At 40.2% G+C, this 12,737-nt stretch carries 12 protein-coding genes; 3 read left to right on the forward strand and 9 right to left on the reverse strand.

What is annotated here, in order from left to right; translation table 11 throughout:
• Positions 1–4: 4 nt before the first annotated feature.
• The 3 genes from HMPREF2810_RS01935 to HMPREF2810_RS01945 are packed head-to-tail and all read right to left on the reverse strand — an operon-like array spanning position 5 to position 2,126.
• Positions 5–481, reverse strand: a complete 477-nt coding sequence (locus HMPREF2810_RS01935; protein WP_002355337.1) for a PTS sugar transporter subunit IIB — start codon at positions 479–481, stop codon at positions 5–7.
• 30 nt (positions 482–511) lie between these two features.
• Positions 512–1,330 carry a PTS system mannose/fructose/sorbose family transporter subunit IID gene (locus tag HMPREF2810_RS01940; RefSeq protein ID WP_002355336.1) on the reverse strand — a complete coding sequence of 273 codons (819 nt, stop codon included), beginning with the start codon at positions 1,328–1,330 and terminating at the stop codon, positions 512–514.
• Positions 1,323–2,126: a PTS mannose/fructose/sorbose/N-acetylgalactosamine transporter subunit IIC gene (locus HMPREF2810_RS01945; protein WP_002358431.1), complete on the reverse strand. Its 804-nt coding sequence runs from the start codon at positions 2,124–2,126 to the stop codon at positions 1,323–1,325. Before HMPREF2810_RS01945 ends, HMPREF2810_RS01940 begins: the two co-directional genes overlap by 8 nt.
• A 169-nt stretch (positions 2,127–2,295) precedes the next feature.
• On the opposite strand from HMPREF2810_RS01945, the gene HMPREF2810_RS01950 reads away from it, so the two are divergent.
• The gene (locus HMPREF2810_RS01950) at positions 2,296–3,066 is read left to right on the forward strand and encodes a sulfite exporter TauE/SafE family protein (protein ID WP_225581367.1); all 771 of its coding nucleotides are present in this window, start codon (positions 2,296–2,298) and stop codon (positions 3,064–3,066) included.
• Positions 3,067–3,109: 43 nt separating this feature from the next.
• On the opposite strand, the gene HMPREF2810_RS01955 is transcribed toward HMPREF2810_RS01950, so the two are convergent.
• Complete coding sequence (locus tag HMPREF2810_RS01955) at positions 3,110–3,511, reverse strand: organic hydroperoxide resistance protein (protein ID WP_002355332.1); 402 nt, start codon at positions 3,509–3,511, stop codon at positions 3,110–3,112.
• Positions 3,512–3,731: 220 nt separating this feature from the next.
• Between HMPREF2810_RS01955 and HMPREF2810_RS01960 the strand changes: the two genes are divergently transcribed.
• On the forward strand, positions 3,732–5,258 hold the full coding sequence (locus HMPREF2810_RS01960) for an AMP-binding protein (RefSeq protein WP_002361196.1): 1,527 nt from the start codon (positions 3,732–3,734) through the stop codon (positions 5,256–5,258).
• A 251-nt stretch (positions 5,259–5,509) separates the two neighbouring features.
• The gene (locus tag HMPREF2810_RS01965; RefSeq protein ID WP_002379076.1) at positions 5,510–6,208 is read left to right on the forward strand and encodes a glucosamine-6-phosphate deaminase; all 699 of its coding nucleotides are present in this window, start codon (positions 5,510–5,512) and stop codon (positions 6,206–6,208) included.
• A 56-nt stretch (positions 6,209–6,264) separates the two neighbouring features.
• Here HMPREF2810_RS01965 and menC read toward each other — a convergent pair whose 3' ends face one another.
• The 5 genes from menC to HMPREF2810_RS01990 are packed head-to-tail and all read right to left on the reverse strand — an operon-like array spanning position 6,265 to position 12,735.
• On the reverse strand, positions 6,265–7,368 hold the full coding sequence (gene menC / locus HMPREF2810_RS01970) for an o-succinylbenzoate synthase (protein ID WP_002383700.1): 1,104 nt from the start codon (positions 7,366–7,368) through the stop codon (positions 6,265–6,267).
• Positions 7,369–8,193 carry a 2-succinyl-6-hydroxy-2,4-cyclohexadiene-1-carboxylate synthase gene (menH, locus tag HMPREF2810_RS01975; protein WP_002383699.1) on the reverse strand — a complete coding sequence of 275 codons (825 nt, stop codon included), beginning with the start codon at positions 8,191–8,193 and terminating at the stop codon, positions 7,369–7,371.
• On the reverse strand, positions 8,181–9,914 hold the full coding sequence (gene menD / locus HMPREF2810_RS01980; protein WP_002383698.1) for a 2-succinyl-5-enolpyruvyl-6-hydroxy-3-cyclohexene-1-carboxylic-acid synthase: 1,734 nt from the start codon (positions 9,912–9,914) through the stop codon (positions 8,181–8,183). The genes menH and menD overlap by 13 nt, the downstream gene beginning before the upstream one ends.
• Complete coding sequence (locus HMPREF2810_RS01985; RefSeq protein WP_002383697.1) at positions 9,914–11,281, reverse strand: isochorismate synthase; 1,368 nt, start codon at positions 11,279–11,281, stop codon at positions 9,914–9,916. Before HMPREF2810_RS01985 ends, menD begins: the two co-directional genes overlap by 1 nt.
• Entirely contained in the window at positions 11,278–12,735 is a 1,458-nt protein-coding gene (locus HMPREF2810_RS01990) for an o-succinylbenzoate--CoA ligase (RefSeq protein ID WP_002383696.1), read from the reverse strand. The genes HMPREF2810_RS01985 and HMPREF2810_RS01990 overlap by 4 nt, the downstream gene beginning before the upstream one ends.
• Positions 12,736–12,737 lie beyond the last annotated feature (2 nt).

Genomic DNA, 12,737 nt, shown 5'->3' on the forward strand with positions numbered 1-12,737 from the left:
ATTTCTATTTTATGAAAGTTAAAATTGCTTCGTTTGGTTCAGAAGGGATCATCTGTGCGGTAATAGTCACCCCATTATCTGTTAAACGACGAACGGTTTGAATATCTTCATCGGTTAATGCAACAGATTTTTTAATTGCTCGACTGCCTTCTTTTTGAGAAATATTGCCGACATTGAAGCTCTGTAACGGAACACCGCCATCAATTAAAGCCGCCATGTCTGCAATGTCTTTCGTAATTAAAAAGACTTTTTCTTCATCATAATTGCCTGCTAAAATTTTTTCAATCGCTTTACGTTTTGATAAAATGGATAATTTAACTCCTGCAGGCTTAGCCATTTTTAAGGCACCAATTTGTAATTGATCTTTGACCGCGGCATCATTTACTACCATGATTCTTTGTGCGCCAACCGTATTTGTCCAAACAGTTGCAACTTGTCCGTGAATTAAACGCTCATCTACTCTTGCATGTACAATTGTCATAATAAATCTCTCCTATTATATACTATTTTTTTAAAATAAACCGCCAACCCAAGCCAACATTGGTTGTAAATTGCCTAAAACCATGCCAATTAAAATTAAAACAAAGATTAGCCGTGTTGAATTCATTTTCTTTTTCCCTAGTAACCAATAGGATAAAAGAACAATCCCTAAAGGAATTAATGCGGGTAAAATTTTATCCAACATTTCTTGAACAGATAATGTTACATCTCCCATTTTATAAGTTAAATCTAATTTGTAAGTAATTACCGAAGGAATCAAACCGCCGACCACCGTTAAACCTAAAATAGCTGCACCTTGCGTAAACAATTTCATTTTATCCGCAAATTCTGTCGCAATTTTTTTCCCTTGATGGTAACCAATCCAAGTGAATTTATAGCGAACCCAAAGGACCACTGCTCCGGCAATTAACGGGATCAGTAACCCAACAACCTGGCCCCCTTGCGCCATGTAAGCTGCAATCGAAAAAACAATCGCACGATAAATCGCGATAAAAATGGTATCACCAACACCAGCAAACGGACCCATTAGACCTGTTTTCAAACCAGTAATGGCCGTTTCATCTTCAATGCCAACTTCTTCTTCCAAAGCCATATCAGCTCCGACAATTAAATGTGACATGGCTGGCGTCGTATTCATAAAGCCAAGATGTGTCTTCAAGGCTTTCTTCATAGCTACTGGATCTTCACTGTATAGTCGCTTTAATGCAGGCATCATCACCCAAGCGTAACCAAGTCCTTGCATTTTTTCATAGTTCCAGCCCCACTGATAGCCAAAAAGATTACGGACGTAAACTTTATTAATATCCTTTTTTGTTAATTTGTTAGTCATCAATCTCAACCTCCTCATCATCTTCGTAAATAACCGTGCCACTTGTTGTAGCTGCGCCGCCTTTGTTATGATTCATCACATAAATCGCTGCTAAAGCCAAGCCAACCAGTGCGACACCTAAAACTGAGAAGAATTGGGCCCCATAAGCAAGTAACACGAACCCAATAATAAAATAAGGCCAGTATGTTTTAATTGGCAAGTAACGCATTAAAATAGCAATCCCCATCGCTGGTAAAATAGCGCCTGCTGCTTTTAACCCATTCATCACCCAAATAGGAATCCAATTGTTGATAGCGTTTACAACTTGTTCACCAAAAGCTAGGCCAATAAAAACTGGGATGACACGAGAAATCGTCCAAGGAAAAATTCCTAAAACATTGCAGCGCTCGACCCCTTTATAATTTCCTTCTTCCGCATAGCGATCTGCTTTATGTTGGAAAAACGTATTAGCCATTCTGCCTAAAATATCTAGTTGTGTTAATAATAACCCAATCGGAACCGCAACTCCGATACCATACTCTGCCCCTTTCCCTGAAATGATTGCATAAGCCGTTCCCATAATGGCCCCTGAAAGAAAGTCTGGGACTGTTGCTCCTCCATAAGTCGCTACACCTAATGTCATCAATTGAAGCGTTGCCCCAATCATCAAACCTGTTTGAACATCCCCTAAGACTAGGCCAGTAAACGTTGCAGCAAACAATGGTGTATATGGACCAATCTGAATAGAAATTTGGTCAAGTACACCAACAACTGTGTAAAGACATAAAATCAAAATAATACCAATCGATACTGTCATGCTTTCTCATCCTCCTTGAATGCGTTTTCTTTTTTGTATTTGTAGAATACCATTAAAGAAATATCATTTCAAGTTCTTTTTAAAAATATTTTTAAATGAAATTGCATTTCTTATATAATTTTTGTGCTATACTAAAAGAAAACGTTTTAGGAGTGATTATGTGCGGGTTTTGCTGATTTATTTCATAACTATTTTTCTATCCAATACAGTTGGGGCGCTCTCTGGGATGGGTGGAGGCGTCATTATTAAGCCTGTTTTGGATTTTCTTGGGTTCCATTCGTTAAATAGTATTGCGTTCTATTCAAGTGTCGCTGTTTTTGTCATGTCCATTTCTTCGACTTATAAACAGTATCAAAATGGTGTCCAAATTGAATGGAAAAAAGCCGCGAGTATTTCGTTTGGTTCCTTAGTCGGCGGTATGTTGGGTGATTTACTTCTTAATCAGGCGATTGCACTAGCGCCAAATGAAGAAAAAGTACAACTAATCCAATATATCATCATGTTGTTGACCTTGGTTTTGGTTCTTCTCTACAATCAATTTTCCAACTGGCACTTACACCTCAACGGATTGAGCATTTTTCTGATTGTCGGATTAGGCTTAGGGATTCTATCAACCTTTTTAGGCATCGGTGGCGGTCCCATTAATGTAGCTTGCCTTATTCTCTTTTTTGGAATGGATATCAAATCAGCAACTGTTTATTCCATCATTACTATTTTTTTCTCCCAACTCGCCAAACTTGGCAATATCGGCTTGACCACAGGGTTTGCGGTTTTTGATTTGACAATGCTTTGGGCTATTATTCCTGCCGCTTTATTCGGTGGTTATGTCGGCGGTCTTTTCAGTAAAAAATTATCTCAACAACGGGTCGCCCAAATTTATAGTTTAGTTGTTTTTTTAGTTATTTTGTTAAATATGTATAATTTGTGGACTGTTATCTAAAAAAGAAGCGCTTTGTCTATACGACAAAGCGCTTCTTTTTTAATTAAATCACAGTTAATTTAACATCTATATTATTTCTTGTTGCTTTAGAATATGGGCAAATTTCGTGGGCTTTTTTAACAAGTTCTTCTGCTTTAGCTTGATCTACCCCATCAATATGAACTTCTAATTCAGCACCAACGCTAAAGCCATCTTCTCCTTGGAATAAGGAAACACGTGCAGTTACTGTACTTTTACCTTCGACTTTTTCTTGATCCATCACTAATTCTAATGCACCGTTAAAGCAAGCACTGTAAGCCGCTGCGAATAATTGTTCTGGATTTGTTGTATTTTCTTTCTTGACACCTGGCGAAGCAACCGCATAAGAAAATGATTTATCCGGTGAGTGAACTTCTCCTGCACGTCCACCCGTATTAATGATAGTTGTTTCATAGATTTTTTTCATGTAAATTCCTCTCCTTTGTAAAGTTTTACACTTCTGAGAACTTGTTACTTACATAATTATTGTAGGAAACTTTGTCAGATACAGCAAACGTTGTGCTTGTGAATAATAAAAAATAACATTTAATGTTGTATTTTTGACGTAGAAAAAGAACCCATTCTATGATAGGATAAAGTGAACTTGTACATTTGTACACAAACTATTTTACAAAGGAGACTTTCCCTTGACACACTTACTTGATTATCAACCATTAAACCTCTACACAAACTATCAAGAAGCCGCAGAAAAAACACCAACTGTTCCAATTATTTTTGATGAATCCTTGCCTGCTTTTCCTGCACTTGGCTTAGAAACAACTTATGGTGAAAGCCATCAAGAAATTTTGAAACGGGCATATCAATTAGCCGCTTTAGGTGTAAAAAAAGGCGACAAAATTATTATTTATAAAAGTCCTAAATTCGACACGTATTTACTAGCTGTTGCAGCCTCATATCTAGCAGCCGTTCCTGTAATGGTTTCATACCATTTACCTTTTGAAACAATTGAAGTATTCGTTGATCGTTTAGAAGATCCTTATATTTTATTTGATGATGTGACTGCTGAAAAAGTTCAAGCTGTTCGTAACAGCTCTGCCAATAAAAAACTTTCGGTTGCTTCTCTTTTAGAAGCTGATGCCACGGAAGTTCCTCAAGACGAACTGACTAAAGACGAAATTGCCTACATGACCCACACCTCTGGAACAACAGGTATTCCTAAACTTATCTGTCATTCCAATCACTCTATGGGTTGGCGTACAAAATGGCAAAAAACCATTTTTACAAAAATTGCTGAAAAGAAATTAGTTGGCTTTCATATTTCGCCAGTTCATTCTCGTTTTAACATTGGTGTGTCTTCTTTAATGGCCATGGGCTTCCCTATGATGCCTTTAGCAAATGCTTCGAGCGAAAAAGTCGCTGAAATGTTCAGCACCTATCAACCAATCGCTGTAGAAACACACCCCAATAACTTCGTTCAATGGGTTCGTTTGGCCAAAGAAAAACCTGAAGCTTTCGCTAGTGTCCATTATTATCATTCTACTTTTGATGCAATTAACAACGCTACAATGGTGGCTTTCTTAAAAGCATCTGCTGCCAATGAACCAATTTTCCTACAAGTTTATGGACAAAGTGAATGCGGGCCAATGATCTTACGAGCGCATACTTTAGAATCCCTAAAAGATTCAGATGCTCGTGACATGGGTGTTGGTTTAGAGGATTTAACACAAGCTCGAATTACCGATGAAAAAGGACAAGTTTTACCTGCGATGACGGATGGCCATATCCAATTCCTATCAAAAGGACGGGCCTTAACATATTACAAAGAAGATGCCCGCTTTGCAGAAAATGTCTACGGCGAATGGTGGGACAGCGGCGATTACGGAATGTTAGATGAACGCGGCCACTTATTCTTGAAAGATCGCCAAGTAGATCTAATTGAAAACATCGACAGTAATTTAGCTATTGAAGATCATTTATTGGATGCATTAGATTTCTTAGAAGAAGTGATTATTGTCCGTGGCAAAGAAAATGAACCTCAGCCAATTTTAGCGGTTGTCCCTGGGGAAGAAATGGATTGGGACGCTTGGTGGACACAAGTAGCCGATTTACCACATTTAAACGAACCTATCATTATGGCTTTTGATGAAATTCCTCACACAGCTACTATGAAAGTGCAACGTTTACAACTAGAAAAATGGTTAAAAGAACAATAAAATAAGATTCTTTGTCAAATAACGTTGGTCAAAAGAACGTTTAGGCCAGCGTTGGAGCAAGTGGAGCAGAAAGCTAAAAAGTTAACTCGTTGTAGGTTATCTTAAGCTTTAAAAAGAGGGGCAGTCGTCGTTTTGACGGCTGCCCCTCTTTCTTTTGTCTACCGTTAATTAAATCCTTTTTGTGAAGAACTTGACATGGGATGGTTCCCACAAATTATACTTAGCTTATTCAAAGAATGGAGTGTGCAAGTATGAAAATTTTAATTAAACAAGATTTCGACGCGATGAGCGAATGGGCAAAAATGTTACTTCTAAGCACGATGAGCCAAGATAAACGAGTGAATTTATCAATTACCGCTGGCAAAACGCCAACACTTGTTTACCAAAAATTAGCCTCGATTGTGAAAAATTCATCTGACTTTGATAATGTTCATTATTATAACTTTGATGAAATCCCAGTTCCTCATCAAAAGGAAGGCATTACCCTGACAGATTTGCGGACGCTGTATTTGACACCTGCAGAAATATCCGAGCAAAACATCCATCCATTAACTGTTGAAAACTTTCAACAACAAGAACAACGGATTGCTGACGCAGGCGGCTTAGATTTGATGTTAATTGGCTTAGGAGCAGATGGTCATTTTTGTGGGAACATGCCCACTACCACTCATTTTAAAAATGAAACCTATCAAGTGACCGTCACTGGTTCAGAGCCTTGGTTTGTTCCTGAAATGATGCAGCCAGGCATGACCTTTGTTACGATGGGTCCAGCCAGCATCATGAAAGTTAAGCATCTTGTCCTAATTGTAAATGGTGAACAAAAAGCTCAGATGGTCAAACAAGTGCTCCAAGGACCTGTCACAGAAACGTATCCTGCCTCTATTCTTCAACTCCATCCAAATTTAACGGTTCTCTTGGATGAAGCCGCAGCGAGTCAATTAGAAAAATAAAAAATTGCGCCTAGATTATGCTTCTCTGCATAGTCATAGGCGCAATTTTGTTATCATTACATGATTTTTTGATACTGACTGTATTTTAGCAAATTCGTCTGGGAAAGTGTAACACCAATACCAAGTCCCTGAGGCACAGTCATTGTCCCTTGCTCTAAAACAAAAGGTTCCGTGATGATATCTTCATAAAAATAGCGTTCCGTTGCTGAAATATCACCTGGAAAGGAAAAGGTAGGCTGTGACGCAAATTGCAAATTCAATGCGCGACCAACACCAGACTCAAACATACCACCTAACCAAACCAATAAATCATTTTCTTGGCAAAATGTGGCAATCTTCAACGCCTCGTGAATCCCACCTACACGAGGAATCTTCAAATTGATACTACGGCAACTGCCTAACGCTAAAGCCACTTGGCAGTCTTTGAGGCTGCGAATATTTTCATCCAAACAAATTCTTGTCTTCAGTTCTATTTGTAATTGTGCGTGATCTAAAAAATCATCTGCAGCAAAAGGCTGTTCAATCATCGCTAATTGATAGTGATCTAAACGTTGCAATTGAGGCAAATCTGCCAATGTATACGCTGAATTGGCATCGACCATTAAAGGCAAGTTAGGAAAATGCTGACGAATCAAAGCAACGGGTTCCACATCATAACCGGGACGAATTTTCAGCTTCACTCGTTGATACCCTTTTTCTACAGCTAACTGAACTTGTTTAAGCAATTGAGGTAACTCTTCTTGAATCCCTAAACTAATCCCTACAGGAATTTTCCTCCGCGTTGGTCCAAAAAATTCAGTTAAACTCTTCTGTTGCCGTTTGGCATATAAATCCCAGATGGCAGTTTCTAACGCAGCTTTTCCCATCCAATGCCCTTTAACTTCTTCAAAAATCGTTGAAACCTCTTGCGGCTGTTCAATCGCTTCTGTTAAAAGTAACGGAATTAAATGCTGTTGGATGATGAAGCGTTCGGTTACCAACGTTTCTTGCACATAATCAGGTTGCTCAAAAGCCACTAATTCGCCAAACCCTTGATTTCCTTGCTCATCCGTTATTACAAATAAATCAAACGCTTTTTCTTCCAGGCGACCATAGCTCGTGACAAACGGTGTTTTTAAAGGCAAACGAACCTGATAGGTTTCAATTGATTGAATGTTCATTCAGATGGCTCCTTCCAATAACGCTGTCACCTTTTCATAGAAAATCGTTGGTTGTTCCAAATGGATACAATGTCCTGCTTCAGGAAAAATTGTCAGCCTCAACAACGGTTGACGTGCCTGCATTTTTTTCGCAATCCCAATAAATTTTTGATCTTCGCCGCCTACCAATAAATCGGTAGGAATCGGCTGCAATTCTGCTAGACGTTCCCAGTAACTCTCTTGCGCTCCTGTACCCATATACCACAAACTACTAGCCAATCCAAAGGCCGATTGGCTCAAACGTTCCTGACGAATGGCCATTTGCTGTGCCACAGACAAGGCTTTTTGCGTTTGAAATAACGGTAATTCTTGCCAGAAATCAATAAAATCCACCAGCGGTTCCTCTAAGAGACGTTCCGCCAAACGATGATCTTGACAGATACGAGCCTGACGTTCTGCGGCGGTGGCCAAACCTGGTGATCCACTTTCCAATAAAAGCTGCTGTACCTTTTGTGGATAATGTAATGCAAAACCTAAAGCTGTTCGAGCGCCCATTGAATAGCCTAATAAACAAAAGCAAGGCAAATTTAGCGATTCGGTTAGTTCAGCAAGATCATGGCAAACCTGTTTCATGGTATAACGCTCTGGTGCTACCAAACTAGCAGTCGCGCCATGCCCAGGTAAATCAATGCCTAAAACGTTATAAGGTGTTTGACTGGGAAAAACAGCTGCAAACGTGGCTAACGTTCCTGTGAAACCATGTAAACAGACTAGTGTCGTTCGCTTTGCATCAAAAGGTGTTAACCATTGATAATGGTACTGCATCCCCCGAATTAACCGTTCCATGAAATCCCCTGTCTTTCTACTCGTCTACCAATTTCAGCTAAAATTGATTCGTACAAATGAACATTCTCTTGGCGATTTCCTTTGACTTCTATCACTTGAAATTGTGGTTCTTCAGCCGCTGTTTGTAAAATTTGCTTGAGCTCCGCGATTGTTTTGACTTCTTGATACGAAGCACCGTAAAGTTCAGCAACTAACGAGAAATCTAAATCAAGCGGTGTTCCAAATAAAGGCTCGAAATCGTCCTCACGTAAAGTTCGTTGAGATAGAAAAGAGAAAATCCCGCCACCATTGTTATTTAATAAAACAATTGTTAACGGCAACTGATAACGTTTAGCCAAAAATAAACCATTCATATCATGATATAGCGCTAAATCACCAATCAGTAAAACGTTTTGCTGTGTCGGTGCTACGGCACTCATCCCTAAAGCAGTTGAAACAATCCCATCAATCCCGTTGATGCCGCGATTTCCAAACATCCGATAAGGACGACTATCCATAAATCGATCTAAGTAGCGGATAGCCATACTATTAGATACAAATAACTGACCGTTCTCTTTCATCGTTTGGTGAACAGCTAAGCTGGCTGTTGTTTCATTTAATTCTGTCGCGTTCAGCGTTTCTAGAAGAACTTCAGAGACCGTTTTTTCCAGCAGGAGCCATTGTGCTAACCAAGTCGCTTCTGTTGGTTTGACAACCGTTAGCAGTTGTTCTACAAACGTGGTTTCCTTTGCCTGAATAACCGTTTGTGATTTTTTCAATTGCTCTTGCCATTGACCATTTTCGTCCACAAAATAAAAAGTAGTCTCTGTCGTTGTTAAGCGTTTCAACCATAACATGATGTTTTTAGAAATTGGCAGCGAACCAAAACGCACTACCACTTCTGGTTCTTGTGGCAAGGTCGTCACATTTAGAAACAGATCACTGTGTGCAATAACAACTTCACTATTTTGCCCATGTGTCACAATGTTTGCTAAAGGATCCGCTAGTAACGGCCATTGCAAAGCTTCGGCTAATTGAATAAATAACGCCGCTTCCTCCTCTGTATGACTGCCACCGACAACCAAGACGCCGTTTTTCTGGTACCATTGATCCGCTAAGTGTTGCACTTGTTCTGTAGAAAGGATTGATTGGCCAGCGAATAAAGCCGTTTGTTGAGAACTCTTTGTTTTTCTCTCTAAGTCAGGTAATAATGGTTCCCGCAAAGGAAAATTCAAATGAACAGGTGCAGCAGGCGTTTGTTGCGCGAATGCTGCTCCTTTAGCGCCTTGCCAATAGGCGTAATTCAACATCTCTTCTGTTGCTTCTGGCAAAGCCATTTCAACAAATAATTTCACATGATTTTGATACATTTGTAATTGGTCCATGGCTTGAGGAGCACCAACTTGACGTAACTCATGTGGCCGATCCGTTGTTAAAACAACTAAGGGTACATGGCTAATATTGGCTTCGCAAATTGCTGGATAATAGTTTGCAGCTGCTGTTCCAGAAGTACAAAGTAAGACCACTGGTTTTTGGCTCGCTTTACTTAATCCTAAAGCAAAAAAAGCAGCGGAACGTTCATCGACATCGACAAAAGTTTGGATTGCGGTTTCCCGATGAAGTAATAAAGCCAGTGGTGTGGAACGGGACCCTGGACTAATGACTGCTTGTTCAACCCCGCTATTTTTTAAGCCTTCAATAAAGGCCGTTAAATAATCGGTCATTGTTTCTTGATGATTCATTAAACCTGCCCTCCAATTCCTCGTAACATCGGTTGAAATTTTATTTTCGTTTCTTCTCTTTCTAGCTCTGCTTGGGAATCCGCAACAATACCACAACCTGCATAAAGAACGCCTTGCTGACCAGCAAAGACACCTGAACGCAAGGCCACAGCGAACTCGCCACTATCATCATTCCCTGAAATCCAACCGATTGGCGCACCATATAACCCACGACTCCCTGGCTCATATTGTCGAATCCATTCGACTGCCAACTCTTTGGGCTCACCGCCTAAAGCTGGCGTTGGGTGTAGCTGCATCACACTTTCCAAGAACGAAATTCCCGGTTTACGTTGACCCGAGATTGGCACATAAAGATGTTGTACATCTCGATTTTCCAAAATAATGGGTGCTTGAATACTGTTTTCAGAAGTCGTCATCTTCGCCAACTCTTTCGCTAAACGTTCCACCACAATTTGGTGTTCTCCGGTATTTTTGCGGTCTTGCAAAAGTTGTGCTCCTAAAGCTTTCGTTTCTTCTGGTGTTTGACCCGTTTTAATGGTTCCTGCAATACAAGCGGTCGCAAACGCTTCTTTAGTACCCAACAGAAGTCGTTCTGGTGTTGCACCAATGAAACTTGTGTCATTGGCTTCCAAAGCAAACAAATACGTATTTTGTTGTTGTGCCATTAAATTAACGAGCACTTGGTTACTTCGAATTTTTTCAGGACTGCTCACAGCAAGTTGTCGAGCCAAAACCACTTTTTTTAAAGGGCCATCTTCTCTTAAGACTGCTACGGTTTCGTTGACAGCTTGTAGCCATTCAGTCACGGCAACTTCTTCCTTGTCAATCTTTGTTTCCGCTACAGCTGGCAACTCCTCACAGGTAGCTAACAAGCGATCAAACTGAGCCACCAAAGTCGACCAACGTTCCTCGACTTCTTGTTCACTAGAACCTGAAAAGTTCAGCGTTCCATAAATACGTGAACCTGAAAAAGTAAATAGAATACTTGGTAGATAAAACCAACCTTCCCCTAACTCTCCCCAGGCCTCAGTAGGCGTTTGTTCTGTATCAAAAGGCAAACCGCCAAACAGAAGAGCCCCCGTACCAGAAATAGACATATTTTGAAAACGAGTTGCCGCCTCTTTTTTTAAAAAGTTGTTCAATTGATGCGTTTCTGTTTCTGCGCCTTTTAAGATAGTTTCATATCCGAAGCCAACCAAAGCAAAATCTTTTTTCGGCGTTTGCCAAAAAAAACGTTCTCCTTGGTATGCCTTTTCACCAGCGGCAAAAATTGCCAAGGCTGTTTGTTCTGTTTCTAATGGAAAAACCCAACTGAACTGACGGGCATTCTTCTGATAGGCTTGTCGTAATTCATCAGGCAATTTCATCTGATTAAAAACGCCTCTCTTTCTTCTGTCATGAAACGATGTTTGGCAATCTTTCCACTCGCTGTTTGCGGGAAAGAATGACAAAAATAAATGCGTTTCGGTCGTTTATATTTTGCCAGTTTTCGTGAACACTGGTCTTGAATTTGCGCTAAGGTGAGTTCTTGGTCACTAATCACATAAGCAACTGGGACGGCTCCCCATTGCACATCTGGTTCTCCTACAACTGCCGCTGCTTTAATTCCTGTTATCGCCTGTAACACCTGTTCAACCTCAGTGGGGTAAATATTTTCACCACCAGAGATAATGAGTTCACTTAAACGACTAACCAAATACAGGTAACCTTGTGCATCTAAATAGCCCATATCGCCTGTTTTAAACCAACCATCCGCTGTCCATTTTTCAGGTTGACGATGGTTAAGGTAACCTGAAACAACGTTTGGTCCCTTAAGTAAAATTTCTCCGACTTGCTTTTCTGGCTGTTCTTGTCCTAGTTCATCAACAATTTTGATCTGCATATCTTTTAACGGTTGCCCAGCAGAGCCGATTTTCAGTGCCGCATCTTCAAATTTCAAGGCAACAACTTGCGAACACGTTTCCGTCATCCCATAAGATTGAATAACTGGAATCCCTTTTTCCTCACACTGCGCTAATTTATCCGGTGCAATCGGTCCGCCGCCCAATAGCATTCCTTTAAAGCTGGCGCTGTAGCCAGCCTCAGGATAGACAGACAATAATTGTTGCAACATTGTCGCAACCACTGAAATGACGGTTCCACGGCCTTCTTGTAAATCTTGTGTCACTTGCTGTTCATCAAATTTATCGTAAAGGCGAATACTACAACCTAAGACGAGTTGTCGAACAACAATCGACAATCCGCTAATATGAAATAATGGGACTGCACACAACCAACAATCTTCAGCAGTAATCCCCATATTTTCTTGAGTGCCTCTAGCACTGGCCAGATGATTTTTAAACCGTTGCAAGACCCCTTTAGGCTGTCCTGTAGTTCCTGATGTATACATAATAGAAGCCACCGACTCTAAGTCACTTGGCTGTTGAAACTCCTGATGTGAAAGACTATGCTGTTTTTTAATCATTGGCTGAACGTCGACAAAAGAAATTTCTTCTAACAAAGCCTGCGTTTCAGGCGCACCAATAATCGTTTTAACTTGCGCATCTTTTAACTGAAAAGTCAGTTCAGCAAGTGTCAAATGCGTATTTAAAAATAATAACTCTTTCCCCAATTCCCATAAGGCTAGAATTGAAAAATACAACTCTTTGCTGTTCTTACTGAATAAAGCCACACGTTTTTCTTCTGGTGCAAGCACCTGTTGATATGTGGCTACCCAATGGCTGACTTCTTGTTGCACTTCTAAAAACGTCCAAGATTCATCCTGAAAATAAAAAGCAGGATGATCGGGACGTTTTTGTACTTGTTTATTTAACCAAGTCATTG

This window comes from Enterococcus sp. HMSC078F03 (genome assembly GCF_001811595.1).
Lineage (GTDB): Bacteria > Bacillota > Bacilli > Lactobacillales > Enterococcaceae > Enterococcus > Enterococcus faecalis.

What these genes read in the sequence shown, in the direction of transcription:
- HMPREF2810_RS01935 (WP_002355337.1), bottom strand. Translation starts at nt 481, where the DNA reads ATGACAATTGTACATGCAAGAGTAGATGAGCGTTTAATTCACGGACAA.
- HMPREF2810_RS01940 (WP_002355336.1), bottom strand. Translation starts at nt 1,330, where the DNA reads ATGACTAACAAATTAACAAAAAAGGATATTAATAAAGTTTACGTCCGT.
- HMPREF2810_RS01945 (WP_002358431.1), bottom strand. Translation starts at nt 2,126, where the DNA reads ATGACAGTATCGATTGGTATTATTTTGATTTTATGTCTTTACACAGTT.
- HMPREF2810_RS01955 (WP_002355332.1), bottom strand. Translation starts at nt 3,511, where the DNA reads ATGAAAAAAATCTATGAAACAACTATCATTAATACGGGTGGACGTGCA.
- HMPREF2810_RS01965 (WP_002379076.1), top strand. Translation starts at nt 5,510, where the DNA reads ATGAAAATTTTAATTAAACAAGATTTCGACGCGATGAGCGAATGGGCA.
- menC (WP_002383700.1), bottom strand. Translation starts at nt 7,368, where the DNA reads ATGAACATTCAATCAATTGAAACCTATCAGGTTCGTTTGCCTTTAAAA.
- menH (WP_002383699.1), bottom strand. Translation starts at nt 8,193, where the DNA reads ATGGAACGGTTAATTCGGGGGATGCAGTACCATTATCAATGGTTAACA.
- menD (WP_002383698.1), bottom strand. Translation starts at nt 9,914, where the DNA reads ATGAATCATCAAGAAACAATGACCGATTATTTAACGGCCTTTATTGAA.
- HMPREF2810_RS01985 (WP_002383697.1), bottom strand. Translation starts at nt 11,281, where the DNA reads ATGAAATTGCCTGATGAATTACGACAAGCCTATCAGAAGAATGCCCGT.
- HMPREF2810_RS01990 (WP_002383696.1), bottom strand. Translation starts at nt 12,735, where the DNA reads ATGACTTGGTTAAATAAACAAGTACAAAAACGTCCCGATCATCCTGCT.